Annotated in this window: 32 protein-coding genes; 11 read left to right on the top strand and 21 right to left on the bottom strand. The window is 57.6% G+C overall.

What is annotated here, in order from left to right; genetic code table 11:
- Window positions 1-2 precede the first annotated feature (2 nt).
- From ACR0D6_RS13825 to ACR0D6_RS13805, 5 genes are all read right to left on the bottom strand, one after another.
- Window positions 3-254 (bottom strand): hypothetical protein, encoded by a 252-nt coding sequence (locus ACR0D6_RS13825; protein ID WP_170654121.1) that lies wholly within the window; start codon window positions 252-254, stop codon window positions 3-5.
- Window positions 255-439: 185 nt separating this feature from the next.
- A complete protein-coding gene (locus tag ACR0D6_RS13820) occupies window positions 440-1,288 on the bottom strand; it encodes an SDR family NAD(P)-dependent oxidoreductase (RefSeq protein WP_480765895.1) in 849 nt (282 codons plus the stop codon).
- 225 nt (window positions 1,289-1,513) lie between these two features.
- Window positions 1,514-2,695, bottom strand: a complete 1,182-nt coding sequence (locus ACR0D6_RS13815; protein WP_480765894.1) for a carbohydrate porin — start codon at window positions 2,693-2,695, stop codon at window positions 1,514-1,516.
- Window positions 2,692-3,396 carry a DUF3299 domain-containing protein gene (locus tag ACR0D6_RS13810; RefSeq protein ID WP_480765893.1) on the bottom strand — a complete coding sequence of 235 codons (705 nt, stop codon included), beginning with the start codon at window positions 3,394-3,396 and terminating at the stop codon, window positions 2,692-2,694. The genes ACR0D6_RS13815 and ACR0D6_RS13810 overlap by 4 nt, the downstream gene beginning before the upstream one ends.
- An 87-nt stretch (window positions 3,397-3,483) precedes the next feature.
- Window positions 3,484-4,749 carry a metal-dependent hydrolase family protein gene (locus ACR0D6_RS13805; RefSeq protein WP_480765892.1) on the bottom strand — a complete coding sequence of 422 codons (1,266 nt, stop codon included), beginning with the start codon at window positions 4,747-4,749 and terminating at the stop codon, window positions 3,484-3,486.
- Between the two features lie 277 nt (window positions 4,750-5,026).
- Between ACR0D6_RS13805 and ACR0D6_RS13800 the strand changes: the two genes are divergently transcribed.
- Window positions 5,027-6,031, top strand: coding sequence for a helix-turn-helix domain-containing protein (locus ACR0D6_RS13800; RefSeq protein ID WP_480765891.1), 1,005 nt, complete (start codon window positions 5,027-5,029; stop codon window positions 6,029-6,031).
- A 153-nt stretch (window positions 6,032-6,184) separates the two neighbouring features.
- Here ACR0D6_RS13800 and rpmE read toward each other — a convergent pair whose 3' ends face one another.
- Together rpmE and rplS are read right to left on the bottom strand one after the other, a co-directional pair.
- Window positions 6,185-6,406, bottom strand: coding sequence for a 50S ribosomal protein L31 (gene rpmE / locus ACR0D6_RS13795; RefSeq protein WP_170654111.1), 222 nt, complete (start codon window positions 6,404-6,406; stop codon window positions 6,185-6,187).
- An 11-nt stretch (window positions 6,407-6,417) separates the two neighbouring features.
- Entirely contained in the window at window positions 6,418-6,801 is a 384-nt protein-coding gene (gene rplS / locus ACR0D6_RS13790) for a 50S ribosomal protein L19 (protein ID WP_170654109.1), read from the bottom strand.
- A gap of 392 nt (window positions 6,802-7,193) precedes the next feature.
- Here rplS and ACR0D6_RS13785 point away from each other — a divergent pair, with 392 nt between their 5' ends.
- Window positions 7,194-8,003: a glycoside hydrolase family 25 protein gene (locus ACR0D6_RS13785; protein WP_480765890.1), complete on the top strand. Its 810-nt coding sequence runs from the start codon at window positions 7,194-7,196 to the stop codon at window positions 8,001-8,003.
- 22 nt (window positions 8,004-8,025) lie between these two features.
- Here ACR0D6_RS13785 and ACR0D6_RS13780 read toward each other — a convergent pair whose 3' ends face one another.
- From ACR0D6_RS13780 to ffh, 10 genes are all read right to left on the bottom strand, one after another.
- Window positions 8,026-8,448 (bottom strand): hypothetical protein, encoded by a 423-nt coding sequence (locus ACR0D6_RS13780; protein WP_170654103.1) that lies wholly within the window; start codon window positions 8,446-8,448, stop codon window positions 8,026-8,028.
- Between the two features lie 180 nt (window positions 8,449-8,628).
- On the bottom strand, window positions 8,629-9,435 hold the full coding sequence (gene trmD / locus ACR0D6_RS13775; protein ID WP_480765889.1) for a tRNA (guanosine(37)-N1)-methyltransferase TrmD: 807 nt from the start codon (window positions 9,433-9,435) through the stop codon (window positions 8,629-8,631).
- 42 nt (window positions 9,436-9,477) lie between these two features.
- Window positions 9,478-9,981, bottom strand: coding sequence for a ribosome maturation factor RimM (gene rimM, locus ACR0D6_RS13770; RefSeq protein WP_480765888.1), 504 nt, complete (start codon window positions 9,979-9,981; stop codon window positions 9,478-9,480).
- A complete protein-coding gene (locus tag ACR0D6_RS13765; protein WP_480765887.1) occupies window positions 9,974-10,123 on the bottom strand; it encodes a hypothetical protein in 150 nt (49 codons plus the stop codon). Before ACR0D6_RS13765 ends, rimM begins: the two co-directional genes overlap by 8 nt.
- A 6-nt stretch (window positions 10,124-10,129) precedes the next feature.
- Window positions 10,130-10,765: a 5,6-dimethylbenzimidazole synthase gene (gene bluB, locus ACR0D6_RS13760; RefSeq protein WP_480765886.1), complete on the bottom strand. Its 636-nt coding sequence runs from the start codon at window positions 10,763-10,765 to the stop codon at window positions 10,130-10,132.
- A 13-nt stretch (window positions 10,766-10,778) separates the two neighbouring features.
- Window positions 10,779-11,165, bottom strand: coding sequence for a 30S ribosomal protein S16 (rpsP, locus tag ACR0D6_RS13755; RefSeq protein ID WP_170654093.1), 387 nt, complete (start codon window positions 11,163-11,165; stop codon window positions 10,779-10,781).
- A 67-nt stretch (window positions 11,166-11,232) separates the two neighbouring features.
- Window positions 11,233-11,529, bottom strand: a complete 297-nt coding sequence (locus ACR0D6_RS13750) for a chorismate mutase (protein ID WP_170350324.1) — start codon at window positions 11,527-11,529, stop codon at window positions 11,233-11,235.
- Window positions 11,526-12,068 (bottom strand): GNAT family N-acetyltransferase, encoded by a 543-nt coding sequence (locus ACR0D6_RS13745; protein ID WP_480765885.1) that lies wholly within the window; start codon window positions 12,066-12,068, stop codon window positions 11,526-11,528. Before ACR0D6_RS13745 ends, ACR0D6_RS13750 begins: the two co-directional genes overlap by 4 nt.
- A complete protein-coding gene (locus tag ACR0D6_RS13740) occupies window positions 12,065-12,619 on the bottom strand; it encodes a GNAT family N-acetyltransferase (protein WP_480765884.1) in 555 nt (184 codons plus the stop codon). The genes ACR0D6_RS13745 and ACR0D6_RS13740 overlap by 4 nt, the downstream gene beginning before the upstream one ends.
- Entirely contained in the window at window positions 12,620-14,128 is a 1,509-nt protein-coding gene (ffh, locus tag ACR0D6_RS13735) for a signal recognition particle protein (RefSeq protein ID WP_170654087.1), read from the bottom strand. It abuts the gene before it with no gap.
- Between the two features lie 262 nt (window positions 14,129-14,390).
- Between ffh and ACR0D6_RS13730 the strand changes: the two genes are divergently transcribed.
- Window positions 14,391-14,921: a prolyl-tRNA synthetase associated domain-containing protein gene (locus tag ACR0D6_RS13730; protein WP_480765883.1), complete on the top strand. Its 531-nt coding sequence runs from the start codon at window positions 14,391-14,393 to the stop codon at window positions 14,919-14,921.
- A gap of 65 nt (window positions 14,922-14,986) precedes the next feature.
- Here ACR0D6_RS13730 and ACR0D6_RS13725 read toward each other — a convergent pair whose 3' ends face one another.
- Window positions 14,987-15,568 (bottom strand): FMN-dependent NADH-azoreductase, encoded by a 582-nt coding sequence (locus ACR0D6_RS13725; protein ID WP_480729921.1) that lies wholly within the window; start codon window positions 15,566-15,568, stop codon window positions 14,987-14,989.
- 121 nt (window positions 15,569-15,689) lie between these two features.
- On the opposite strand from ACR0D6_RS13725, the gene ACR0D6_RS13720 reads away from it, so the two are divergent.
- Window positions 15,690-16,568 (top strand): LysR family transcriptional regulator, encoded by an 879-nt coding sequence (locus ACR0D6_RS13720; RefSeq protein WP_480729923.1) that lies wholly within the window; start codon window positions 15,690-15,692, stop codon window positions 16,566-16,568.
- The gene (locus ACR0D6_RS13715) at window positions 16,565-17,467 is read left to right on the top strand and encodes a DMT family transporter (protein WP_170654078.1); all 903 of its coding nucleotides are present in this window, start codon (window positions 16,565-16,567) and stop codon (window positions 17,465-17,467) included. The genes ACR0D6_RS13720 and ACR0D6_RS13715 overlap by 4 nt, the downstream gene beginning before the upstream one ends.
- Before the next feature lie 3 nt (window positions 17,468-17,470).
- Here the strand turns inward: ACR0D6_RS13715 and ACR0D6_RS13710 are convergent, their stop codons facing one another.
- Together ACR0D6_RS13710 and ACR0D6_RS13705 are read right to left on the bottom strand one after the other, a co-directional pair.
- Window positions 17,471-17,818, bottom strand: a complete 348-nt coding sequence (locus ACR0D6_RS13710; RefSeq protein ID WP_480765882.1) for an ArsR/SmtB family transcription factor — start codon at window positions 17,816-17,818, stop codon at window positions 17,471-17,473.
- Between the two features lie 10 nt (window positions 17,819-17,828).
- Complete coding sequence (locus tag ACR0D6_RS13705) at window positions 17,829-18,242, bottom strand: NUDIX hydrolase (RefSeq protein WP_480765881.1); 414 nt, start codon at window positions 18,240-18,242, stop codon at window positions 17,829-17,831.
- Window positions 18,243-18,517: 275 nt separating this feature from the next.
- Between ACR0D6_RS13705 and ACR0D6_RS13700 the strand changes: the two genes are divergently transcribed.
- The 6 genes from ACR0D6_RS13700 (at window position 18,518) to ACR0D6_RS13675 (ending at window position 22,129) form a co-directional block, all read left to right on the top strand.
- Window positions 18,518-18,850, top strand: a complete 333-nt coding sequence (locus ACR0D6_RS13700) for an AtpZ/AtpI family protein (protein WP_170654072.1) — start codon at window positions 18,518-18,520, stop codon at window positions 18,848-18,850.
- Between the two features lie 2 nt (window positions 18,851-18,852).
- Window positions 18,853-19,608: a F0F1 ATP synthase subunit A gene (locus tag ACR0D6_RS13695; protein WP_170654070.1), complete on the top strand. Its 756-nt coding sequence runs from the start codon at window positions 18,853-18,855 to the stop codon at window positions 19,606-19,608.
- Window positions 19,609-19,656: 48 nt separating this feature from the next.
- Window positions 19,657-19,881: a F0F1 ATP synthase subunit C gene (locus ACR0D6_RS13690; protein ID WP_005981269.1), complete on the top strand. Its 225-nt coding sequence runs from the start codon at window positions 19,657-19,659 to the stop codon at window positions 19,879-19,881.
- Between the two features lie 86 nt (window positions 19,882-19,967).
- Entirely contained in the window at window positions 19,968-20,519 is a 552-nt protein-coding gene (locus ACR0D6_RS13685) for a F0F1 ATP synthase subunit B' (protein WP_170654068.1), read from the top strand.
- Between the two features lie 5 nt (window positions 20,520-20,524).
- Window positions 20,525-21,085, top strand: coding sequence for a F0F1 ATP synthase subunit B (locus ACR0D6_RS13680; RefSeq protein WP_170654066.1), 561 nt, complete (start codon window positions 20,525-20,527; stop codon window positions 21,083-21,085).
- Between the two features lie 183 nt (window positions 21,086-21,268).
- Window positions 21,269-22,129, top strand: a complete 861-nt coding sequence (locus ACR0D6_RS13675) for a glycosyltransferase family 2 protein (RefSeq protein ID WP_480765880.1) — start codon at window positions 21,269-21,271, stop codon at window positions 22,127-22,129.
- A gap of 9 nt (window positions 22,130-22,138) precedes the next feature.
- On the opposite strand, the gene ACR0D6_RS13670 is transcribed toward ACR0D6_RS13675, so the two are convergent.
- A complete protein-coding gene (locus ACR0D6_RS13670) occupies window positions 22,139-22,909 on the bottom strand; it encodes a FadR/GntR family transcriptional regulator (RefSeq protein WP_480765879.1) in 771 nt (256 codons plus the stop codon).
- Window positions 22,910-23,019: the final 110 nt, after the last annotated feature.

Here is a 23,019-nt window from a genome sequence, read left to right as displayed (position 1 = left end):
GACTACCGGCGGCCGGATTCGAAATTACGCTCGACCGGGCCGCCATATTCGATGCGGGTTCTTTTGCTGTACGCGCTTCCGCCCTGCCGCTCAGGCAGGTGCGGCCAGTTCGACCACTTTGGGTCATTGTCCAGTTTGTGGTCGCTGGTGACCTGATCCTTGGTTTTCTTGTCGGTGTCGTTACCTGCGGACGCTGCCAGCGGAACGGCGATCACAATCGCGGCCAGTATGGAAATTTCCTTCAGTCTGTTCATGTCACTCTCCAGCCCCGCCATTGGGGCGCAATACCAAATGCATTTGACGTGAGTGACGTCAGCGTCTGCGGATGCAGTGATTTGAGCAAGTGAACTTCGATCACTGTTTGGTGAAACATCCGATCTCTGCCGGTGGCTGAACCGGGAAGATCGTCGTAATGGAATGGGAAAGGCGTTCGATTTTCTTAGCCTTTCCCGTCTTGTTCAAAGGCTTTGAAGGCATCGGCATAATCCGGGTGCCAGCGCGACAAGGCCGGGCGGTTTTCGACGATATCGCCAATGGCCCATTCCGCGCGCCGCCTGTCCGTGACTTCGTCGACGTCATTGTCGGGGCACAGGATGTAAAAATCGCCGTCAGACATTTTCCCCAAAAAATAGTCCACGGTCTGCTCGCTTGACCATGCAGCATCAGGTTTTTCGGGAATGTGGGCGGCAACCATACCGGTATAAGTAAACCCCGGAACAAACAGGTGCACGGAAATCGGCGCATCTTCTTTCCGCAGGTCGTGCGACAGTTGCTCACTAAGGACTTTCACGGCGGCCTTCGTTGCATTGTAGCCCGGATTGCCCGGCGGAGTGGTTATCCCCTGCTTGGATCCCGTGTTGATCACCACAGCCGGGCGGCCGGCCTGTATCATGCGGGGCAGAAAGGCATGAACCCCTCGCATCACACCAAAGAAATTCACATCGAACATCTTTTGCCAGTTGGCGCTGTTCTGCCAGCTGCCGGTCCGCATTCCGACCCCGGCATTGTTCATCAGGACGGCGACGGGGCCTGTGGTAAACGCCGTGTCTGCCAAAGCCTGAACATCGTCATCGACACTGACGTCGGTCGGGACGGCAATCACCTTTGCCCCCGGGGCCGCGGCAGCGCGTACCTCGCCAGCAGCTTCTTCAAGTTGCGCGCCAGGAAGATCGGCCAGAATTACGCCAAGGCCGGCCTGCGCAAAGCGCAACGCCGCAACACGCCCAACACCGCTTGCGGCCCCTGTGACGACAGCAATTCCACCCGCGTCCAAAGCTTCTTTGTACATGTCTCTGCATCCCGTTTGAAATCTCTGCACCTTCATCTTACCTGACGGCGCAGAGCATTGTACATCAGGCGAAGTTCACGCAATTTTTTCGGTTGCTGATGCATTGCTGCGCAAATGGGACAGTGTCGTTCAGACAGGGTTTCGAAAGACTTGTCTTCCGTTGCGAGTGCTAATTCATGGCGGTTCGTACACTGCCGCTTGCCTTCGTGCCTTGAAACACAGACCTCAGAACACAACCCGTGTTCGCAAACCGAACAGCGTAATATTTTTCTGGTTTGGGTTTAGCAGCGGATTGGAAATGAACTGTATAGATGGCGTGATCTGCAGGCCCGGTGACACCGAAAAACGATAGAAAGCCTCGACCGTGAACTGATCTTCGTCGATGCCTCGCGCTTCGGCCCAATTGAGGCCCAGCCCGGCAAGATCGGTGTTTCGGCCATAATACCCCACACCGGTAGACACAGACCGTTTATAAAGCGCGGCCGTCCCTTTAGCGGCACCGGCGCGAAAGAACGGCATCCACTTGTTGTTCACAAACCACGCGGCCGAGAACGCTCCGCCATAGTCTTCAGGTCGGCTGCCGTCGTCGGCTGCATCCGCATGCCAGAGGGTCAGATGAATATTGTCAAAGTAGATGCGGTCAAAACCGGAAGTATATCCAAGCTCGAGCGACTTAAAGAGATTACCGTCACTGAAAACGTCAAAGTTCGGATCGGACGGGTCAGCGTTGGCATCGGCAATACTGGCTACGGCGTACAGATTGCTGTTGAGTTTTATGCCTCCTGCAATTCCCAATCCTGGGTTTGGGGCGTTGATAGTCGGGTTGGTATTGAAGGCGAGATTCTGAAACCCGGAGTAAGGGCTGACAAGCCCATAGACATCAACAAAGTCAGTCACATCAATCTGACCAAACTGAAGGGTCCAAGCTCCATCATCGGCCCTCTGTGTCCAGAACAGGTTGGTTAGCAGCAAGCCGGAGTCGTTGAATGCCGTTCCTGTGATCGACAGGGCACCACCATTCAGGCCGAGAAACTGCGGGGCAACATCCGTATAGCTGTGCCGGTGTTCGATCTTGAATGTCAAAGATCCGCGTTCGGCTGCCTGCCAGCTACCATAAAAGCGAGCAATACCGCTGGCGGCTTCGCCACTGCCCTGATCTGCATTCGTGGATTGGCCCAGTGCCAGATAATCAATATTGAACCGAAATCCGTCCTCGGCCAGCCGGTCCTTCCAGTCGAACCAACGCGGCGCGATATTGCGTGGGAAGTCTGAACGGAGTTGTGGATCGGTCAGCCCATCACCTGGTTCAAGATCAGCCTCGACGGAAGACGGGCCAGACAAACCCTGAGCCGAGGCTGCATCGACGGATGCAATCGCCAGAAGGGCGGCGATCAGAAGTCTTATCATTCGGAAACCTTCGCGCCGCCTGTCTTGCGGCTGCCGGCCGCACGAAGGCGTTCGGCAATACTTTGCGTCCACTCAAGCCGCTCGCCTTGCGTTTCAAGTGTCTCGACACTGTCGGTGTCCAGCTGGAAGGTTGCGCGCATGGGCATAAGGCCATCAACGACCATCATATTGTGATCCGAAGGTTCGATGGACAGCGTTCCCGTTAGCCGTACGGGCTCGTGAAAATAGCTGGGTGCCCAATCATCGTTCAGCCGCACCCGGATCATCTGATTGGGTGGCGGTGGCGGCATGTGACTGCACATACCACGCTCGGGCACCAGATAGGCCACGGGCCGACCATCGGCGTCAGGTGGCGCCGGAATGGCAAAACCAGCCACCGTCACCATCTGGCCGTCAAACAGCGGGTTACCCGCGGTACCGGCGCGTCTTCGGCGTTCGGTCACGACCTGTCGCTGCTCCAGCAGCCAGTCGACATCAATACCATCGGCCGCCAGGGCGTCCAGTGTCTCGGTCAAAAGCTTTTGCCATTTCTGACGCTCTTCGACGGTGCCTGTGTCTTGCTGCAGCCTGCCACGCAAGCGAACGACAAAGATCACGTCATCGAATTGCTCGGGGGTAAGGTCGCGATAAGGATCATCAAAGACCTGAACGGACGGGTCCGGCAAGTCGGACCAATTAAGAATCTGACCCCTCGCGGCCATGGCTGACTGTCCGCACAAAGCCAGTACTACGATCATTGCTAAACGAAACTTTCGGCGTATCAACGCGTCTCACCTTCTTTGTCCGGATCAATCCAGTGTGTTTTTGTATATCCCACCATCTTTCATGATCAGCCTAATCGTTTCGGGACTCTCCGGTCTTGGATCAGCACCGAACCACTGATCCCCCGTACCGACCACCGAGAAATCCTCGAGAGGGTTTCCGTCGATCAAAAGGATATCCGCATAGGCGCCTTCCTCGATCACTCCAAGCTTACCGGCGCTATAAGGGTTCATGAAATCGCCCGACAGTGCAACAGCTTCGCCGCCTGTCGACGTCAGTGTCACCATTGATGTGTATGGCCCGAAGAACTCGTTGTTCAGGTGCTTCTCATAGGCGATCTGGATGTTGCATGCCTCAACCGAACCGACGCAGTCGGTCTGAAAGCCCCGCTTTACCGGGCATTCTTTCATGTTGTCGATGTAGCCTGCGAATGTGGCCGAGGCCGATTTCGCCTTGGCGAGGCTGGAAGGCACGTTGGCGACTGCAGGAATATCCAACAGGCCCGGGTCAAAAGCCGTGAGGTTCGTTGTGATGTAGGCCCCTTTCTCATTCATGACCTCGGCGATTTCGCAGTCAAACGAGAACCCGTGTTCGATCGACATCACCCCGGCATCCAAGGCGTTCAGGATCGCTTCTTTCCGGTAGGAGTGCGCCATGACATAACTGCCATATTCGTTCGCCACTTGCACAGCGGCCTCAATCTCTGCAGGAGATCCTGCAAGCAACTGCCATGGGTCGAATGCCGAAACGACACCGCCGGATTGCATGAATTTCAACTGCGTCGCGCCCATCCGGAAGTTATTGCGGGCGAACTTGTAGACGTCGTCAACACCGCTGACTTCCTGCGCCAAGTTCAGGCGGCTCATATTTGTTTGAGAACCCGGCGGCGCGGTGAAGTTGGCGAAATCTGCGTGGCCACCACGCGTTCCGATAAACGCACCCGACGGATAATAACGCGGGCCGACGATCTGTCCTGCATCAATTGCGCGGCGAAGCCCGCCATTGGCTCCGCCTGCATCCCGCACAGTGGTGAAACCCTGCATGAGATACATCTCGGCCATTCGTGCGCCATGGATAGCAAAGTCTTCCCATGTCGTGTTGGCCTCCATTGCCGGTAGGGTCGGCCCCATCAGCATCAGATGGGCATGCAGCTCAATGAAGCCGGGGGTCAGCGTTCGACCCCCGCCATCAATCACAGTCGCATTGGGGGCATCGATGGCATCGGTTGAAACGGACTTGATCAGGTTCCCCTCGACCAGAACGCTGGCATTCTCTATACGCTGTTCATTCAAGCCATCAAAGACATGCACATTGGTAAAAAGCGTTTGAGGGGGTTCTTCATCTTGCGCCAGAGCAGGGCAGGCACAAGAACAAGCCACTGAAACGAAGGCCGCGGACAAAAGGGAGTTTCGCAAGTCGGACATCAGTTACCTCGACACATTCAAATATCTTTAATGCTAGCCCGAAAAAATGTGACATGGTTGCCAGTTTCTAATTAGGATGGCTGAATGTGACGTAAAAAGTGGCAACACACCTTTGGTGTGCCGCTTGAAACGAAGGCGGACAACCGTGCCATTCAATTCCTCCACTCAAGACCATAGCGAGGGCTTTATCAGGCTGGCTTTGGCTGCGCCGTTTCTGCAGTACCTCACTGATCGCAAGATCGACCCGCGACCAGCCCTGGATCAGGTTGGGTTGAAAGCTGAACTGTTGGGTGACCCATCAGTCTATGTACATTCAGAATTGGTTTACGGACTTTTGAATGCCTTTGCGGAACTGGCGGGCGACCGGTACCTCGGGCTTCATGTTGGGGAAACATTCGATCTGGAGGGCTGGCCGCCTTTTGCGCAGGCCCGGCAATCCTCAAAGACGCTCTTTGAGTTCTTTGCCAGCTTTGTTCGGCTTGTACCTCAAGAGTCCAGCTCAGTTCGGCATCGGCTTATCATTGATGCTGACAAAGCGACCTATTGGATCGAGCGGCAACAGGAACCCGCCGTCTTGCCGGTACAGGTTACGGGTTTCGGAGCCGCAATTTACATGAGGCTTCTGCAATCCGTGGTCGGTAGTGCATGGGACCCGTCCGTTGTGCGATGGGAAAGCCGGTACATCAATGGCTTGCCGATTGACTACAAGGGGATTGAGGTTGGTCTTGGGACCGATCCCGGAATGCGGTTCAGCTTCCCTGTTGAATGGTTGAGCCTAGATCAGATGTCAGCGGTTGAACCCAGGCACCAGGCCAGCGCCAGCCACGACGAGGAGGTAACCGTCGTTGCCGCAATGAGGTCCGTGTTACGCGACAAACTGGACGAGGCGGATTTGGGGTCGCACTCCGTGGCCGGTTTGCTCGGCATACAACCGGATCGGTTGCTTAAGGCATTGCAGCAACAGGGCACAACACTACCCCGCGAGATCAAACGGCTGCGGGTCGATATTGCCAAGGAACATCTAAAAGAGCGCCGAATGACAATCTCTGAAATCGGCCTCATGCTGGGCTATTCAGACAAGTCCCACTTCTCTCGTTTCTTTCGAGGTCAGACCGGTATGACACCGACAATGTTCCGGCAGCGGTCCTAATCGTACGAAAGCACCGGGTTCGGCGATGCAGGATAATTCGAGTTGGTGTGGGGAGTATCGCCGCACAACCTTAACACTTCTGATCTCATTCACCTCCAAAAGAAAAAGGCCGCCCATCTGGGCGGCCTTCTCTGAAACCAGAAGGGGACAGGATCAGAAACCCAGACCTTCGTATTTCTTCTTGAACTTGGATACGCGACCACCGGTGTCCATCAGACGCGCGCCGCCGCCGGTCCATGCCGGGTGCGAAGACGGGTCGATTTCCAGGGAAAGCGTGTCGCCCTCGGCGCCCCAGGTGGATTTCATCTGAATCACGGTGCCATCGGTCAGCTTGACGTCGATGAGGTGGTAATCGGGATGGATGTCGTTTTTCATGGATCCGCTCCTTACGCCTCGGCGCCAGCCTTGGGCTTGTAGTTGGTGACTTCTGCGATACGGGCGGATTTACCGCGGCGCGAGCGCAGGTAGTACAGTTTGGCGCGGCGAACGCGGCCACGGCGAACAACAGTGATGCTGTCAATGTTGGTCGAGTACAGCGGGAACACACGCTCCACGCCTTCGCCAAACGAAATCTTGCGGACGGTGAACGAACCGGCGATGCCGCTGCCGTTCTTGCGCGAGATGCAGACGCCTTCATAGTTCTGCACACGGCTGCGCGTGCCTTCGGTCACTTTGTAACCGACGCGGATGGTGTCACCCGCTTTGAAATCGGGGATGTCTTTCCCCAGGGCGGCAATCTGTTCCGCCTCAAGCTGTGCGATCAGGTCCATCGCAGTTTCTCCTATCTGCTCGTGGTTGGTCCACGAAGTTGGCACGGCCTGAGAGCTCTTGGTCTTCACCGGGTCCTGCATGCAGCCCGCCAGAGGTCAGATCGAATGTTCCTTTGGTCCGGTTTTTTCCGCAACGCATCCATGGCCGAAGAAAGCCGGGCGTGTCGCCGCGAAACAAACCAAAACACCGGAGTCGCATAAAACGATTCCGGATTGCGCCCGTTTAAGAAAAAAGGGGGCAGAGATCAACCCCGGAATCCGTTCCTTTGCAGGCGCGGCGCGAAGCAGCCGGAAATTCGTGCTGATAGGTTCTGCCGTTGCCTTCTGCGACAGAAACAGCATTCTGGTCGTCAGAGCAGATTTGAATATAAAAATTGAGGTGGAGCGGTTCAATGCGTTTTGCGCTGTTATTTCTTGTGACTTTGGCCGTGCTGGTTTCCTGTGGAAGGCGTGTGCCGGAACCCCGGCCCGAACCGCAGTCCGGCTATGTTGCGGCAGCGGCCAGTCTTGTCACCTATCCCAAGTTCGATGACGCCGACCCGCATGAATGGGAAGGGCGCGGACCGCGGTCCTATCCTATCCACGGCCTCGATATTTCCCGCTGGCAAGAGCCGGTGGATTGGCCGGTGGCAAAAGCGGCAGGCGTGAACTTTGTGTTCATCAAGGCGACTGAAGGCGGGGATTTTGCTGATCCGAAATTCGACTTGCATCGTCGTGGGGCGCAGGCTGCCGGAGTGCCGTGGGGCGCCTATCACTATTACTATTTCTGCCGACCGGCAGAGGAGCAGGCGCGGTGGTTCATCCGCAACGTTCCGAAAGGCGCCGACCTTCCGCATGTGCTGGACATGGAATGGACGCCCCACTCCAGAACCTGCACGCTGCGCCCCGAAGGGTCCAAGGTGCGGTCCGAGGCCAAAAAGTTCCTCGATATTCTTGAGGCGCACTATGGGCGCAGGCCGGTTGTCTATTCGACTGTGGATTTCTACCGCGATACCGAAATCGGTCGTCTGAGAGGAACCGAATTCTGGCTGCGTTCCGTGGCCGGTCACCCCCGAAAGGTCTATCCGGGGGCACGCTGGAGGTTCTGGCAGTACACCGGCACCGGACTGGTGCCCGGTGTGAGTGGGCCGGTCGATATCAACGTGTTCCACGACTCGCCGGAAACCTGGCTGCGCTGGAAGGCGGGTGTAATTGCGCGCTGATGCTCAGCGCGCTGCCCCACCATCAAGCGGATGGCCGGCCAAAGGTTTCAAGGGTACCGCCACCGATCAGGTGATCCAGCTTCTGTTCGCGTTCTGACGGGTAGCTGTTGTTGAGCCAGAAGATTTCGCCCTCGGTCAGATCCCGGCGCTGGAACCCGCGTTTGGAGAGGCAGCGATCAACCGAGTCCACTTCGCCGCTGGCGCGAATATCGTCTTCGGTCGACGCGACGACCAGTGGGCCGACGATGACACCTGCCAGAATAATGCCGGTTACGTAGCCACCGGCCACCGCCACGTTACCGCCCCGATAGGCATTGGTCGAACAGGCCTGAACGGCAGAGCGGGCGGAGTGCAGATTGTGACCGGCCTGCATGGGAACGGACGGTCCGGGCACCTGCCCGCAGGCCGCCATTGCCATCATTGCGGCCAAAGCAACTTTTTTCATTATTTCCTCTGGAACTTTCCTGCAGCTTCAGCGGGATTAGAGGACACCAAGCGCAGCTTCAAACCGAAGTCGGCACTTGAATCCGCCGGTGCGGCACTGCGGCAACAGCAGGGTCAGTTTTCCTGTTTCCGCACCACTTCATCACTTGGGTTCGCAATAAGAGTTCGGGCGGAATACCGTCTATTCGGAAGTGGTCTTTGCCTCTTCGTAGCATTGCCACAAGTCGGGCCTGCGCTCTTTGGTGAGCTTTTCCGATTGCTCGTGGCGCCATTCCGCGATGCGCCCATGATGTCCTGACATCAGAATTTCAGGAATCGGTTTCCCTTTCCATTCAGCGGGCCGGGTATATTGCGGGTGTTCCAGCAAGCCGGATGAAAAACTTTCCTCTTCCGCCGACGCCTGATTGCCAAGAACGCCGGGGATCAACCGGACAGTTGCATCTATCAACGCCTGCGCCGCTATCTCTCCGCCGGTCATGACGAAATCGCCCAGCGACACCTCCTGAATGCCGTACTGTTCGATCACCCTCTCGTCGACGCCTTCGAAACGTCCGCACAACATGGTCACACCGTCGCATCGGGCCAGATTGCGCATCATCGTCTGGTCCATTCTGCGCCCGCGCGGGCTGAGATAGATCAGCGGCCAGTTGCCCCGAATGCCCGACATTGCATGATCGATCGCCGGACCCAGAACATCCGCGCGCAAAACCATTCCGGCCCCGCCTCCGGCGGGGGTGTCATCCACGTTGCGGTGTTTGCCGATGCCGAATTGCCGAAGGTCGATCGTTTCAAGTTGCCAAAGACCTTCATGCAGGGCTTTGCCCGTCAGGCTTTCGCCCAACACGCCCGGAAAGGCCGAGGGGAACAGGGTTATGATCTTTGCCTTCCATACGCCGTGAAGGTCCGGCGTTGGCGTCATCAACTCGCGTGGCTTTATCGTCGGGCGGATGGCCTTTCGACCGTGGGATTTGCTGGGTGGCTGCGTCATGACAATCTGTTCCGGGCTTTGGAGATCTGCGATGCTGCTGTTTCAGAACAGGCCTTCTGGCGGATCAGCGACGATGCGACCTGCGTCAAGGTCCACGGTTGGGACGACCGCGAGGGTGAAGGGCAGCAGCACAGTGGATTTCATCCCTTGCCCGTGGATTTCAAGAAGATCCGACGCGCCGTGGTTTTGTACTGATTTGACGCGCCCCAGCAAGGCCCCCCCTGTGTCGTAGACTTCCAGACCGATCAGGTCCGCGTGATAGAATTCATCGTCGGGTAACGACGGCAGTTGATCCCGACGCGCATAAAGTCGCAGACCCTTGATTTCATCGGCCTGCTCCTTGGTCTCGATACCGCCGATGCGCGCGGCAAACCCGTTTTTGATGGCTCGGGTAATGATCAGCGGGTAACGCTCTGCTCCGGTTTCGTCGGTCAGCGGGGAAAATTCCTCAATATCCTCGGGCACGGCGCAATAGCTTTTGAGGCGGACCTCGCCGCGCACTCCGAACGAACCGGCAACGGTTCCGACACAGATCAGATCAGTCATTTGGCAATTCCGTCGTCAGGCACACGCCATCCTGCCAGTCGCCGGTCGGCAGGCAGGCTTCGCGCTGATTGTTGCGCTCAAAGAACACGCCTGCAATGAATGCGATCAGCAATAGGACAGGCAATCGTATCAATCCGAACATGGTGCCTCAGCGCGTTTCGACCGGCAGCGCGTCCAGTCGGGTTTCCCAGCCGACGCGCTCCAGCTCAGGGGTGTCTGATACATCTTCGGGCCAGCCAACACAAAAGTAACCGATCAGACGCCATTCGCCAGGTACATCCAGATCACGGTGCAATTGTTCGGGATTCAGGATCGAAACCCAGCCGAGCCCCAATCCTTCGGCCCTCAGTCGCAGCCAGAATAAGGCGATTGCAGTCACGACCGAATATCGGCGCATCTCGGGCATGGTGCCCGCGCCCAGTCCCAGCCCCTTATCCGTGGCGTCATCGCAAAACACCGCCAGTTGAACCGGCGCTTCCTGCATCCCCGACAGTTTCAGGCGACTGTAAAGCAGGGCTTTGTCGCCGGAATAGCCCGAAAGGGCCTCGGAATTTGCGGACTGGAAATTCTTTAGCGCAGCGGCCCGGGCCGCCGGGCTTTCGACGCGGATTACGCGCCAAGGCTCGCTAAGGCCCACGGAAGGGGCCAAGCGAAAGGCTTCGAGGCAGCGCATCAGCACTGCCTCGTCCACCGGATCGGCGCGGAACCGACGCACATCGCGCCGGAGCCGCATCAGCAGATCGAACTGCGTGCGGAAATCTTCGCTGAAGGTCTGATCCTGCACGCGCCCGCCTTGCTTATTCTTCAGCAGCTTCTTCTGCCGGAGCGGCAGCGGCTTCTGCAGCTTCTGCGGCCTTGGCGGCTTTTTCTTCAGCGCGTTCCTGAGCTTTCTTGCCCGGGGTACCCTTGTTGGGGTTGTTGCGCTCGGCCTTTTCACGGGTGCCGGCTGCTTCCAGCATACGTGCGATACGGTCGGTCGGCTGTGCGCCCTGATCCAGCCAGTACTGGATGCGCTCCATGTTCATTTTCACGCGCTCTTCGCTGTCTTTCGGCAGCAGCGGGTTGTAGGTGCCCAGTTTCTCGATGAAACGGCCGTCGCGCGGCATGCGGCTGTCGGCAGCCACGATGCGGTAAAAGGGACGCTTTTTCGAGCCGCCGCGGGCGAGACGAATTTTCATTGCCATGGTGGTATCTCCTTTGAATGGCATCACGCCAGAGGCGTGTCTTTGTTAGAACCGGGATGTGCCCGGTTTAGTTCTGGTGTTTCTTGTGGTGTCGGATGACTTCCTGAATGATGAAATTCAGGAAAGCCTTGGCGAAGTCGGGGTCCAGATCGGCCTCTTTCGCCAGGTCTTCTAACCGTGCGATCTGCGCTGCCTCGCGCGAGGGATCGGACGGGGGAAGGTCGTGTGCCGCTTTCAGCTTGCCAACGGCTTGTGTGTGTTTGAACCGCTCGCCCAGCGTATAGACAAGGATCGCGTCCAGCCGGTCGATGCTTTCGCGATGCTCTTTCAACAGCGCGGCAGCCTGTGTCACGGGGTTGGTCATTGGCCGGTCCTCTTGTCGGTCGTTATGTCGATCAGCGGGTGGCGCCAAATCTGGGCGCGTTTGCCCAACAGCTCGGCATTCTCAAGCTCCAGAGCGGCGCCAAGGCGTTCAGCCAAAGCGCGCGATCGGTCATTTGCGTGGGCGATGTATGAGATCACTCCATTCAGTCCCTGACGCCGTGCCGCATAGTCGCGCGCCGCCTGTGCGGCTTCAAAGCCCAGCCCTTTGCCTTCGGCCTCAGCCATCAGGGTCCAGCCCAACTCGGGTTCCGCCCATCCGGGAGCGTCGATCATGCCCGCCCAGCCAACGAATGCGCCGCTGGCTTTCTCGGTCAGGTGCCACAGGCCAAAGCCCTTCAGCGCCCAATGTCCAAGGCGGCTGGCAAGCGAACTCCAGCTGCCCAATTCGTCCTTGGGCCCGCCCACCATGTGGCTGCGCTCGGTCGCAAAGAATGCGGTCATTGCAGGCAGGTCGTCCAGATGCGGGGCCCGCAGGATCAGACGATCTGTCTCGACGGTGGGGATGGTGAAGGAGGTCATGCGTAGGCCTCCATCCCGCCATTCACCAGATCAGCGGGGGCAGGGTGACGCCAGATTTCGGTGGTGCCGAACTTGGGGTGCTCGTAATGGTAGTCGAACTCTGCACCCAGCCGTTTGGCCACGGCCTTGCTGGCGTGATTATCCGGGTCGATCAGAGAGATCGCCGTGTCCCAGCCCAGTATGTCATAGGCATGGGTCCGCGCGGCCAGTGCAGCCTCGGTCGCATAACCTTTGCCGGTCGCGTTGTTCATAAGGGTCCAGCCAATTTCCGGCTCGGGCCAACCATGCGGGAACCAAAGGCCGACATGACCGACATACGTGCCGGTGTCTTTCTCCTCGACACCCCAGAACCCATATCCGCGCAACTCCCAATGCCCCAACAGCATGGCAATCGAGCGCCATGTTTCGTCGGGGCGCAGTGGCCCGCCGACATATTTCGAGGCATCGGAGGCGAAGAATTCAGCCTCAGCCTCGAAATCAGCCTCGGACGGCGCGCGCAGGATCAGGCGCTCGGTCTCAAGCCGTGGGATATGATGCGCAAGGGCGGTCACTTACTTTTTCTTCCCGAAACCGCTCAGACCCGGGGGCAGGGCCATGCCGCCGCCCATTCCGGGCAGACCACCAGGCATCTTGCCGCCCATCGCTTTGGCCGCCTGTTCCAGCGCCTTGGGGTCCATGCCTGCAGCCATTTCCTCGGGGCTGGGGCCGCCTTTGCCGAACATGCCTTTCATGGCCTGTTTCAGCATCTTGCCTTTGCCCATCTTGCCCATCTTCTTCATCATGTCCGACATCTGCCGGTGCATCTTGAGCAGCTTGTTGAGGTCGCTGACCTCCATCCCCGAACCGGCGGCGATGCGTTTCTTGCGGCTTGCCTGCAGCAGTTGCGGGTTGGCGCGCTCGCGTTTGGTCATGGATTGGATCAAGGCGATCTGCTGGCGCAGGATCTTGTCGTCAAGGCCGGCCTGATCCATCTGCTTGGCCATTTTGCCCATGCCCGGCATCATGCCCATCATGCCCTGCATGCCGCCCATCTGTATCATCTGTTCCAGCTGCATTTTCAGGTCGTTCATGTTGAACTGACCTTTGACCATGCGCTTCATCATGCGCTCGGTCTGCTCCATCTCCATCGTTTCCTGGGCTTTTTCGACCAGAGCAACGATGTCGCCCATGCCCAGAATACGACCTGCGATCCGGTCCGGCTCGAAGGTCTCCAGCGCGTCCATCTTCTCGCCCAGACCGACAAAGCGGATCGGCTTGCCGGTAACCGCGCGCATCGACAGTGCCGCACCACCGCGTCCGTCACCGTCCATCCGGGTCAGGACCACGCCCGAGATGCCGACCTTGGCGTCGAATTCCTCGGCCACCTCGACGGCAACCTGACCGGTCAGGCCATCTACGACCAGCAGTGTTTCGCGCGGGTCAACCGCGTTGCGGACCTGCTCGACCTCGTCCATCAGCACTTCGTCGATGTGCAGACGGCCCGCTGTGTCGAGCATGTAAACGTCGTAACCACCCAGTGTTGCCTGCTGCTTGGCGCGCTTGGCAATATCGACAGGCTTCTGGCCCGGTACGATCGGCAGCGTATCCACGCCGACCTGCGTCCCCAGAACCGCCAACTGATCCATAGCCGCCGGGCGATAAACGTCCAGCGAGGCCATCAGGACCTTCTTGCCTTCTTTTTCTTTCAGGCGCTTGGCCAGTTTCCCGGTGGTGGTCGTCTTGCCCGAGCCCTGCAGACCGACCATCAGGATCGGCGCGGGCGGATTGTCGATCTTCAGCTTGCCGGGGTCTTCTTCGCCACGCAGCACGTCGACCAGCGCGTCATGCACGATCTTGACGACCTGCTGGCCCGGTGTGATCGACTTGGTTACTGCCTGACCAGTTGCCTGATCCTGTACCTTCTTGACGAATTCGCGGGCCACCGGCAACGAGACGTCGGCCTCAAGCAGGGCCACGCGCACTTCGCGCAGGGCGGTCTTGACGTCTTCTTCGGACAGGGCGCCCTGTTTGGTCAGCCGGTCAAAGACGCCAGAGAGGCGTTCGGATAGATTTTCAAACATGCCTTCGGCCTCCTTCGCCGGTTATCTGGTGGCGCCCTTTATCTAAGGGCAGACGGTTCAATGCACAAACGCCCCCACGGGCGTAACACGCTGGTGGGGGGCGATCCCTGAATGACTCAAGGGACCGGAAGGATCGTCTCTTCCGGATGTTGGCAGGGTCTTTATGTCCGTTTTTGTCCGTAGTCAAGGCAGACACAGCAAACACGTCTTGAACCTGATGACCGTTCGCTGCAAGAGCGGGTCGTGGTATCAGGAGGTTTCAATGGACGCATCATCGGCATTTCAGGACACATTGCCGCTCAGTTCTGACGCGCTGTTGGCGCAGATGGACGATTGGGGGCTGACCTATCGCCTGCATACGCATGTGCCGCTGCGCACGGTAGAAGAGGCCAAAGCGGTCGAAGATCAGTTCATTGTTTCCGGCGAAAACGCGTTGAGGGTGAAGAATCTGTATCTGCGCGACAAGAAGAAACGGAACTATCTGGTCACGCTGGAACAAAGCCGTGAGATTGACCTCAAGGCGCTGGGCGCGGAACTTGGCGTCGGGACCCTGTCCTTTGGCTCGGCAGATCGTCTGTTTCAGAACCTTGGTATTCGCCCCGGTGCGGTCAGTCCGCTGGCGATGATCAACGGGGTTGGGAATAATGTGCGGTTTTTCATGGATGCAGCAGCCAAAGAGGCGGATGTCATTTACGTGCACCCGTTGGTCAATGACCGGACCGTTGCGCTGAGCCGATCCGATCTATTAGCGTTTTTTGATCGGATCGGATGTGAGGTAAGCTGGATGCCTTGAGGGAACGCGCCTTGCGGCGCGTACCCGTGGCGGAAGGTATTTTGAACAGAAGTAGGCAGCCGGGATTAGGCGGCCAGTTCTGTTACGGCGTTGCGCGCAGTGGTCAATGCGGCCTCAGGATCTATTGCCATCTGGTCAGCGGCAACAACGTCGACATTCCGGATGCCAACAAAGCCCAGCACGTGGCGAACGTAGCCGGTTGCGAAGTCGATTTCCGAGTCGACGGCGGTTCCGCCCGAAGCGATGGCAAGAATCGCCCGCTTATCTTCCAGCAGGCCCGCCGGCCCGTTTTCGGTATACGCGAAAGTCAGGCCCACGCGGGCGACAAGGTCAATCCACGCCTTGAACGCGGCTGGAACCGAGAAGTTGTAGATCGGCAGGCCGATTACAACGGTGTCCGCCTGCTGCAGCTCATTGACCAGTTCATCCGAAAGGGCCAGCTGATCACGCTGCACTTCATCGCGCTGATCGGCAGGGGTGAAGTTCGCGTTGATCCAGTCTTCGGTCAGCAGTGGCAATGGCGAGGCCAGATCACGGCGGATAATGCGACCTGCGCCCAGATGTTTCACAATGCTGTCGGACAGTTCGCGCGTTGCAGACCCTGCGCGACGGGCAGAGGCATCGATGTGGAGTATCGTCTTGGTCATGTTTCAGGGTCCTTTGATCGGAGGGAATCTGTTGGTGCTGTCAATATGAATGTTGCGCCTGCGAACAAAACTCGGATATATCAACACTGATTGTTGGAATTTGCACAGCGGTGACTTTCACATGGACAACTGGGACGAAGTAAGGACGGCATATCAGGTTGCCCGAATGGGTACCGTCAGCGGTGCCGCCGAAGTTCTGGGTGTGCACCACGCCACAGTGATCCGGCATATCGACGCGATCGAAATGCGGCTGGGGGTCAAATTGTTCCAGCGCCACGCCCGGGGCTATACGCCGACTGAGGCGGGAGAGGATCTCTTGCGGGTTGCGCAGGCCACTGAGGATCAGTTCAATCAACTGGTCGGGCGTATGAAAGGCCGTGGCGATGACGTATCCGGCGAATTGGTCGTAACATCGCTGGCGTCAGTGGCACCCCTGGTTGTGCCCACATTAAGTGAGTTCCAGCGCATGCATCCCGATCTGATCGTGCGTTACCTGACCGGGGATCGGTTGTTCCGGCTGGAATATGGTGAGGCACATGTGGCCATTCGGGCCGGTGCGGCACCGGATCAGCCGGACAACGTGGTCCAGCCATTCGTCGCGCAGGAAGTCGGGCTATACGCCAGCAAGGAATATGTCGCCCGCCATGGCAAGCCAAAGGGTGTCGATGACTTTGCCAATCACCTCTTTGTTGGCAATGACGATGAAAATAGTCGTGCGCCTTTTGCCCAGTGGTTGCGTGCAAACGCGCCGTCCGAGGCCATTACGTTTCGGTGCACCAACAACTTTACGATGCGCGAAGCGGTGCTGGCGGGCGCCGGTATCGGCTTTATGGCGCGATGGGAAGCGGCGCGTCAGCCCGAGCTTACAGAGGTCATGGAGCCCTTACCCGAATGGTCGGGCAAGTTGTGGCTGGTCACACATGTTGATTTGCATCGAACCACCAAAGTTCAGGCCTTTCTCAAATACCTCAAGGAACAATCGCGGGATTGGCTGCCGTGAGCCCGCAGGCCCGCGGTCATCTGGCCATGCTTACATTTTCGGCGTTGGTGGCGGGCAGCTTTTCGCTTGGCTCCATGATCGCAAATGAAATTGCGCCCGCTGCATTGAACGCGGCAAGATTTGCCCTTGCCGCGGTTGTGATCGGCGTGGCGGCGCTGGCCACGACCGGATTGCCTAAAAGTGCCGCGCAGGCACCGTGGCGGTATTTTGTGCTGGGGGGGCTGTTTGCCACCTATTTTGTGCTGATGTTCGAGGGGCTCAAGACCGCGCCGCCGGTCAGCGCGGCGGCCGTTTTCACCCTTACACCCGTCATGTCGGCCGTTGCGGGGTGGGTGCTGCTTAGACAGATCACCACCTGGCACATGGCGACTGCGCTGACGATCGGTGCGATCGGCGCGTTATGGGTGATTTTTCGGGCGGACTGGCAGGCTTTCCACGCATTCGAGATTGGCGTGGGTGAGATCATCTATTTCTGGGGCTGTGCCGCGCATGCAATCTATACGCCGATGGTGCGCAAGCTGAACCGGGGTGAACCCGCAGTCGTTTTCACCTTTGGGACGTTGCTGGCGGGGTGTCTGGTCCTGACTGTGTTCGGCTGGTCCGATATTCTGGACACCGATTGGGCGAACCTGCCGATGATCGTCTGGATCGGGCTGATCTATGTGGCGGTTTTCGCAAGCGCCGCAACCTTCGTGCTGCTGCAATATGCAACTCTTTGCCTGCCGTCCGCCAAGGTCATGGCCTATACTTATCTGACGCCCAGTTGGGTCATTCTGTGGGAGATTGCGCTTGGCAACGGTGCGCCGACAGGGTTCGTACTGATCGGAATTGCCCTGACAATCGTTGCGCTGCTTATGCTTCTAAAGCCCGAGGAAACGCAGCGCGCCAACGCGCACTGACGTTCAGTTGGATGCTTCAGCCTCGTCGCCGTTTGGCAGTTCCACCGCCAGAAATCGCTCGAACGCGTCCAGATTGACGGGTTCGAACTGGCCAAAACCCTGCATCCAGATGGACGCTGCGCGCATCGCGTCAGGCTCCAACTTGCACCATTTCACCCGCCCGCGCTTTTCCTGAGAAATCAGCCCCGCCTTGGTCAGAATGACCAGATGTTTCGAGATGGCGGCCAGCGACATATCGAAAGGCTCGGCCACATCTGTTACGGCCATGTCATCCTCCAGCAGCATCGCCAGAATGGCGCGTCTGGTTGGATCGGCAAGGGCGGCAAAGACGGTATCGAGATCATTGGACATCAACAGCACATTAATCGCCGGCACACTCGTTGGAAAGGCGAGAGAACAGCGCCGGGTATTCCTTCAGGGCAAGATCCGGCAGCGCGGACGCCTGTGAAAATGGAAACCATCCTAATTCGGTATGCTCGTGGTTACATATTGATGGAGTGCCAACCCAGTCGTCGACAATGTAATAGTGGTAGTTGGGCGGGAACGCGGGGTTGACCGCCTGATCATTCAACGTCGTGAAATAGCGTTCCCGTTGCGGATTAATACCGATTTCTTCACCAAGTTCGCGCGTCAGGGTTTCTTCAAATGTTTCCCCGTCTTCGACCTTTCCACCGATCACATCCCATTTGTTGGGATAGGTCTTCCGATATGGCGCGCGACGGCCCAACAGCACGCATCCATCCTTGATTATCAAAGCGCAGGCATAGTCAGCCATGTCAGTTCTCCGGCCCGGAAAGGTCTTTGCCGAGGAAACCTCAAACTGTGGCCGCCGCAAGTGGAAACTTGAAAATCAACCATTTGGTTGAATATGCGGAATCCACGCATTTGGTCGTGCTGGTCGAAAGACTTGGAATTTTGCGCGCAGAGCTTCTGGGGTAAAACGACTTAAAAACAACGCTTTAACCTGCGTCAATTCGATTGCGTAACGGCGTTGACTCTGCGCCCCATGCCCCTTAGCACCCTACCCAAGACTGTACGAGGGAAATGCCCGTGACCGATGATGACCAAAAGCAGCGTATGGCGCAGCTGGAGGCCAAGATCGACGCGGCGAAAAAGGCCAAAGCGCCCAAGCCCCGTGCGGATGCTGACGTGTCCGGAGGCGAGCTCGCCTGGAGGATGGTCATCGAAATGGTATCCGGTCTGGGGATCGGATTTGGCATCGGATACGGGCTGGACAGCCTGTTCGGGACGATCCCGATCTTTCTGGTGCTGTTCACATTGCTGGGCCTTGTCGCGGGCGTGAAGGTTATGCTCCGCAGCGCGAAAGAGGTTCAAGAGAAACAAACGGCGGCTCAGGCCACCGATAAGGACGAGAGGGACTGAACGTGGCGACTGAGACCACCGCAGCAGAAGGCAGCAGCCTGGTTTTCCACCCGATGGATCAGTTTATCGTCAAGCCGCTGTTCGGCGGTGAGATGGCTTGGTACACGCCGACCAACGTGACCCTGTGGCTGTTCCTGGCGATTGCCGCGATCTTTGGCCTGCTGGTGCTCAGCACCTCAAAGCGCGCCATCGTGCCGACCCGCATGCAGTCGATTGCCGAACTGGCTTATGGCTTCATCTACAAGATGCTCGAAGACATCTGCGGCAAAGAGGGCGTCAAGTTCTTTCCGTATGTCATGACCCTGTTCATGTTCATCGTGACGGCGAACTTCCTGGGTCTGATCCCGACCTCGTTCACCACAACCTCGCACTTTGCGGTCACCATTCCGCTGGCGCTGGCCGTGTTCCTGACCGTGACCGTTCTGGGTTTCGTCAAGAACGGCGCCGGGTTCCTGGGCCTGTTCTGGGTCTCCAGCGCGCCGCTGGCGCTGCGCCCGATCCTGGCGATCATCGAACTGATCTCGTACTTCGTGCGTCCGGTCAGCCACTCCATTCGTCTTGCCGGTAACGTCATGGCAGGCCACGCAGTTATCAAGGTTTTCGCAGGCTTTGCCGCGATCTCGGTGATCTCGCCCGTGTCCGTTCTGGCGATCACCGCTATGTACGGTCTTGAGGTCCTGGTGGCCTTCATTCAGGCCTACGTATTCACCATTCTGACCTGTGTTTATCTGAAAGATGCGCTGCATCCTTCGCACTAAGGTCCGATACCCCAACATCGAAACTTCCAATTCGTAAGGAGATACATCATGGAAGGCGATCTCGCACACATCGGCGCAGGCCTGGCAGCAATCGGTTCCGGCGCAGCCGCAATCGGGGTGGGCAACGTTGCAGGCAACTTCCTGGCCGGCGCCCTGCGCAACCCTTCGGCGGCTGCTTCGCAGACCGCAACCCTGTTCATCGGTATCGCATTCGCAGAAGCCCTGGGGATCTTCGCATTCCTGGTCTCGCTGCTGCTGATGTTCGCCGTCTAATCTGCGGAACCTGATCCTTACGCGCAGGTGGGCCCAAGCCATAGCGGCCCACCTGTTGTAAAGACAACGTTCCGACGGAGGACATCATGGCGACTGAACCCATTTCAGAAGAAGTAGTTGGCTCGTGCGTCGACTCGCATGGCTCTGCCATCGGGATGCCGCAGCTCTGCTTCGATTGGTTCCCCAACCAGATTTTCTGGCTGGTCATTACGCTGGTCGTCATCTTTCTGGTCCTGTCCCGCGTGGCTCTGCCCCGCATCGCGGCAATCCTGGCTGAACGTCAGGGGACCATTACAAATGACCTGGCTGCGGCCGAAGATCTGAAGGCCAAAGCGGTCGAGGCCGAAGAGGCCTATAACAAGGCGCTGGCCGATGCCCGTTCTGAGGCACAGCGTATCGCTGCCGAAGCACGCGCCGAAATCCAGTCTGGACTGGATGATGCGATTGCCAAGGCGGATGCGGAAATCGCTGCAAAAGCGGCTGAATCGGAAAAGGCAATTGCCGAAATCCGTGCCGGTGCGCTGGAAAGCATTCAAGTAGTTGCCAAGGATACGGCGGCTGAACTGGTCACCGCACTGGGCGGCGAGGCGGATGCCGACGCTATCTCCGGTGCCGTCGAAGCGCAGATGAAAGGATAAGTGATATGCGGAACACTCTTGCCCTTATCCTGACTGTTGGCGCGGCCAGCCCGGCACTTGCCGCAAGCGGTCCGTTCTTTTCGCTTGGCAACACAGATTTTGTGGTCCTGTTGGGCTTTATCGTGTTCATCGCTGTTCTGTTCTATTTCAAGGTTCCGGGCATGATCGGCGGTGCTTTGGACAACCGTGCCGAAGGCATCAAGGCCGAGCTGGACGAAGCACGCGCCCTGCACGAAGAAGCCCGTGGCCTGCTAGCCTCGTATGAGCGCAAGCAGCGCGAAGTTCAGGATCAGGCTCAGGCCATCGTGGCAGCTGCCAAGGATGACGCAGTTCTTGCTGCTGAACAGGCGAAGGCCGATCTGGAACGGTCGATTGCCCGTCGTCTGGCCGCTGCCGAAGATCAGATTGCCTCGGCTGAGGCGTCTGCTGTGAAGGAAGTTCGCGATCAGGCTGCCAATGTGGCCGTTTCCGCAGCCAACGCTGTTCTCAAGAAACAGATGACCGCTGCACAGGCCAACAAGCTGATCGATGCGGCTATTGCTGATGTTGGTGCCAAACTGCACTAACCGAGAATAATGTTTCAACCCGGCAGAAATTGCCGGGTTGAAGCATCTGTTTGATCACCTCTGATCTTCGAGTGTGATCCGCAAGAAAAGCACGTTTGTGCTGTTTTGCTTTCAACCGATTAATTTTCGGCACATGCTTTACCCGGTGACGCCGGTGACTGACGGATTTGTTGAGAACGTTAAATGAAAAACCTACCAGTCATCAGTCTAGTGATCCCGAACCTGAACTGCGCGGAGTTTCTGGAACGTACAATCATGTCCGTACTGGCGCAGAATTATCCCCGACTTGAACTGATCATGTCCGACGGTGGCAGCAGGGATGGTTCCATGGAAATCGTCAGGCGCTATCGGGATGCCTTTGCACATGTAATATCTGCTCCGGATACTGGTCAGGCCAACGCGGTCAACAAGGGCTTTGCAGTGGCAACCGGTGATGTCATGGGGTGGATCAATTCGGACGACATCCTCATGCCGGGTGGGCTTGATCTTGTCGGCTCTTTGTTTGCCGCCAATGACGGTATGGAATGGTTGTCGGGCAGGGTCACCTGCATCGACGAGGAAGATCAGCAACTCAGCAATCACAGACCAAGAGCGGTTTCACACCTTCGGTTTCTGGCCGGCGATTATCAATGGATTCAGCAGGAATCCACTTTTTGGCGAAAGGGCCTGTGGCAGCGCGCGGGTGGTGGCCTTGATGAATCCCTGAAGCTGGCGGTGGACGGAGAGCTCTGGCTTCGGTTTTCCCGACATGCCGATATGATTCCTGTCCATGCCCAGATCGGGGCGTTTCGATACCGCAAGGGGCAACGCTCCGAAGCTCAGGACGCCTATCACTCCGAGCTTTTGCACATGATCGAGCTGGAGCGGCAGAAAACCGAAGTCACAGATGAATTGACCAGGAAAATTCTGAGTACTCCTTTGAAACTCAGATCACGGAAAGAGACCAATAGCACTTTTCCCGAATTACTGAAGTCTGATCCCAAGCCGCTTAAACGATTGCAGCTTTGGAAACACAAACTGTTGCATGGTACGCGGAAAACCTGACCCGCTTCCCTAGTTCTGGCGGGTTTCATGCTCCAGCCGTTGCTGCGCAATAGCCTCGTTCTTGATTGCCTTCAGATGGTCGGCCATGCAGCGTTCAACAAAATTCAGATGTTCTTCGACCGCAGTTCTTGCTCCAACCGCATCGCGCGACTGCAGGGCGGTGTTGATCGCCTGATGCTGTAGAAGGATCGCGTTTCGTGTCGTGCGCTGGTGAAACATGATCTGCCTGTTGTAGAACACTCCCTGTCGCAACAGATCGAACATCGACCGCATCATGTGCAGCATCACGACGTTATGGCTGGCTTCGATGATCGCCATATGAAACTGGGCGTCCAGATGTGCCTCTTCATCGGTTGCCTGCCGGGAATGGGCATTTTCCATTTTGTTGAAAATGGTCTGGATCACCTGCAGATCACTGTCCGATCCCAACCGCGCCGCGCGTTCCGCTGCCAACCCCTCCATATCGCGGCGAAACGAGAGATAGTCGAACATGGCCTGGTCATGACTGCTGAACAACCGGATCAACGCCGGAGAAAACGCAGACCCCAGAACTTCGGCCACGTAAATGCCCGAACCGGCCCTGGCGGCCAGCAGCCCCTGTTCTTGCAGCTCGGAAATTGCTTCACGCAGGGATGGTCGTGAAACACCCAGCCGCTCCGCCAATTCGCGCTCGGATGGCAGCCGCTCACCCGGCCGCAAAATACCGCGCAATATCAATAGTTCGATCTGGCGGATCACTGCGGTGGACAATTTTTCGGGTTGGACTTTCTGGAAAGGCATTTGTGCATTCATTCAGATTGGTCAAATCATATGACCACGTATCTGGAATGGCTGCAAGATGGCCGGGTTGCGCAGAAAGGCTGAAACAAAAGGTCAGCATTATTGACATT

Source organism: Ruegeria sp. BJ6, assembly GCF_056537885.1.
This window is presented reverse-complemented; position numbering and strand designations above follow the sequence as displayed.

Coding starts and splice junctions, on each gene's coding strand:
- trmD (WP_480765889.1), bottom strand. CDS start 9,435: ATGACGCAGCCACCCAGCAAATCCCACGGTCGAAAGGCCATCCGCCCG.
- rimM (WP_480765888.1), bottom strand. CDS start 9,981: ATGACTGATCTGATCTGTGTCGGAACCGTTGCCGGTTCGTTCGGAGTG.
- rpsP (WP_170654093.1), bottom strand. CDS start 11,165: ATGGCAATGAAAATTCGTCTCGCCCGCGGCGGCTCGAAAAAGCGTCCC.
- ACR0D6_RS13765 (WP_480765887.1), bottom strand. CDS start 10,123: ATGTTCGGATTGATACGATTGCCTGTCCTATTGCTGATCGCATTCATT.
- ACR0D6_RS13810 (WP_480765893.1), bottom strand. CDS start 3,396: ATGGCCGCGAGGGGTCAGATTCTTAATTGGTCCGACTTGCCGGACCCG.
- ACR0D6_RS13780 (WP_170654103.1), bottom strand. CDS start 8,448: ATGAAAAAAGTTGCTTTGGCCGCAATGATGGCAATGGCGGCCTGCGGG.
- ACR0D6_RS13720 (WP_480729923.1), top strand. CDS start 15,690: ATGGACAACTGGGACGAAGTAAGGACGGCATATCAGGTTGCCCGAATG.
- ACR0D6_RS13725 (WP_480729921.1), bottom strand. CDS start 15,568: ATGACCAAGACGATACTCCACATCGATGCCTCTGCCCGTCGCGCAGGG.
- ffh (WP_170654087.1), bottom strand. CDS start 14,128: ATGTTTGAAAATCTATCCGAACGCCTCTCTGGCGTCTTTGACCGGCTG.
- ACR0D6_RS13690 (WP_005981269.1), top strand. CDS start 19,657: ATGGAAGGCGATCTCGCACACATCGGCGCAGGCCTGGCAGCAATCGGT.
- ACR0D6_RS13705 (WP_480765881.1), bottom strand. CDS start 18,242: ATGGCTGACTATGCCTGCGCTTTGATAATCAAGGATGGATGCGTGCTG.
- ACR0D6_RS13730 (WP_480765883.1), top strand. CDS start 14,391: ATGGACGCATCATCGGCATTTCAGGACACATTGCCGCTCAGTTCTGAC.
- ACR0D6_RS13685 (WP_170654068.1), top strand. CDS start 19,968: ATGGCGACTGAACCCATTTCAGAAGAAGTAGTTGGCTCGTGCGTCGAC.
- rpmE (WP_170654111.1), bottom strand. CDS start 6,406: ATGAAAAACGACATCCATCCCGATTACCACCTCATCGACGTCAAGCTG.
- ACR0D6_RS13785 (WP_480765890.1), top strand. CDS start 7,194: ATGCGTTTTGCGCTGTTATTTCTTGTGACTTTGGCCGTGCTGGTTTCC.
- ACR0D6_RS13820 (WP_480765895.1), bottom strand. CDS start 1,288: ATGTACAAAGAAGCTTTGGACGCGGGTGGAATTGCTGTCGTCACAGGG.
- ACR0D6_RS13825 (WP_170654121.1), bottom strand. CDS start 254: ATGAACAGACTGAAGGAAATTTCCATACTGGCCGCGATTGTGATCGCC.
- ACR0D6_RS13745 (WP_480765885.1), bottom strand. CDS start 12,068: ATGACCTCCTTCACCATCCCCACCGTCGAGACAGATCGTCTGATCCTG.
- ACR0D6_RS13675 (WP_480765880.1), top strand. CDS start 21,269: ATGAAAAACCTACCAGTCATCAGTCTAGTGATCCCGAACCTGAACTGC.
- ACR0D6_RS13710 (WP_480765882.1), bottom strand. CDS start 17,818: ATGTCCAATGATCTCGATACCGTCTTTGCCGCCCTTGCCGATCCAACC.
- ACR0D6_RS13750 (WP_170350324.1), bottom strand. CDS start 11,529: ATGACCAACCCCGTGACACAGGCTGCCGCGCTGTTGAAAGAGCATCGC.
- ACR0D6_RS13670 (WP_480765879.1), bottom strand. CDS start 22,909: ATGCCTTTCCAGAAAGTCCAACCCGAAAAATTGTCCACCGCAGTGATC.
- ACR0D6_RS13815 (WP_480765894.1), bottom strand. CDS start 2,695: ATGATAAGACTTCTGATCGCCGCCCTTCTGGCGATTGCATCCGTCGAT.
- ACR0D6_RS13680 (WP_170654066.1), top strand. CDS start 20,525: ATGCGGAACACTCTTGCCCTTATCCTGACTGTTGGCGCGGCCAGCCCG.
- rplS (WP_170654109.1), bottom strand. CDS start 6,801: ATGGACCTGATCGCACAGCTTGAGGCGGAACAGATTGCCGCCCTGGGG.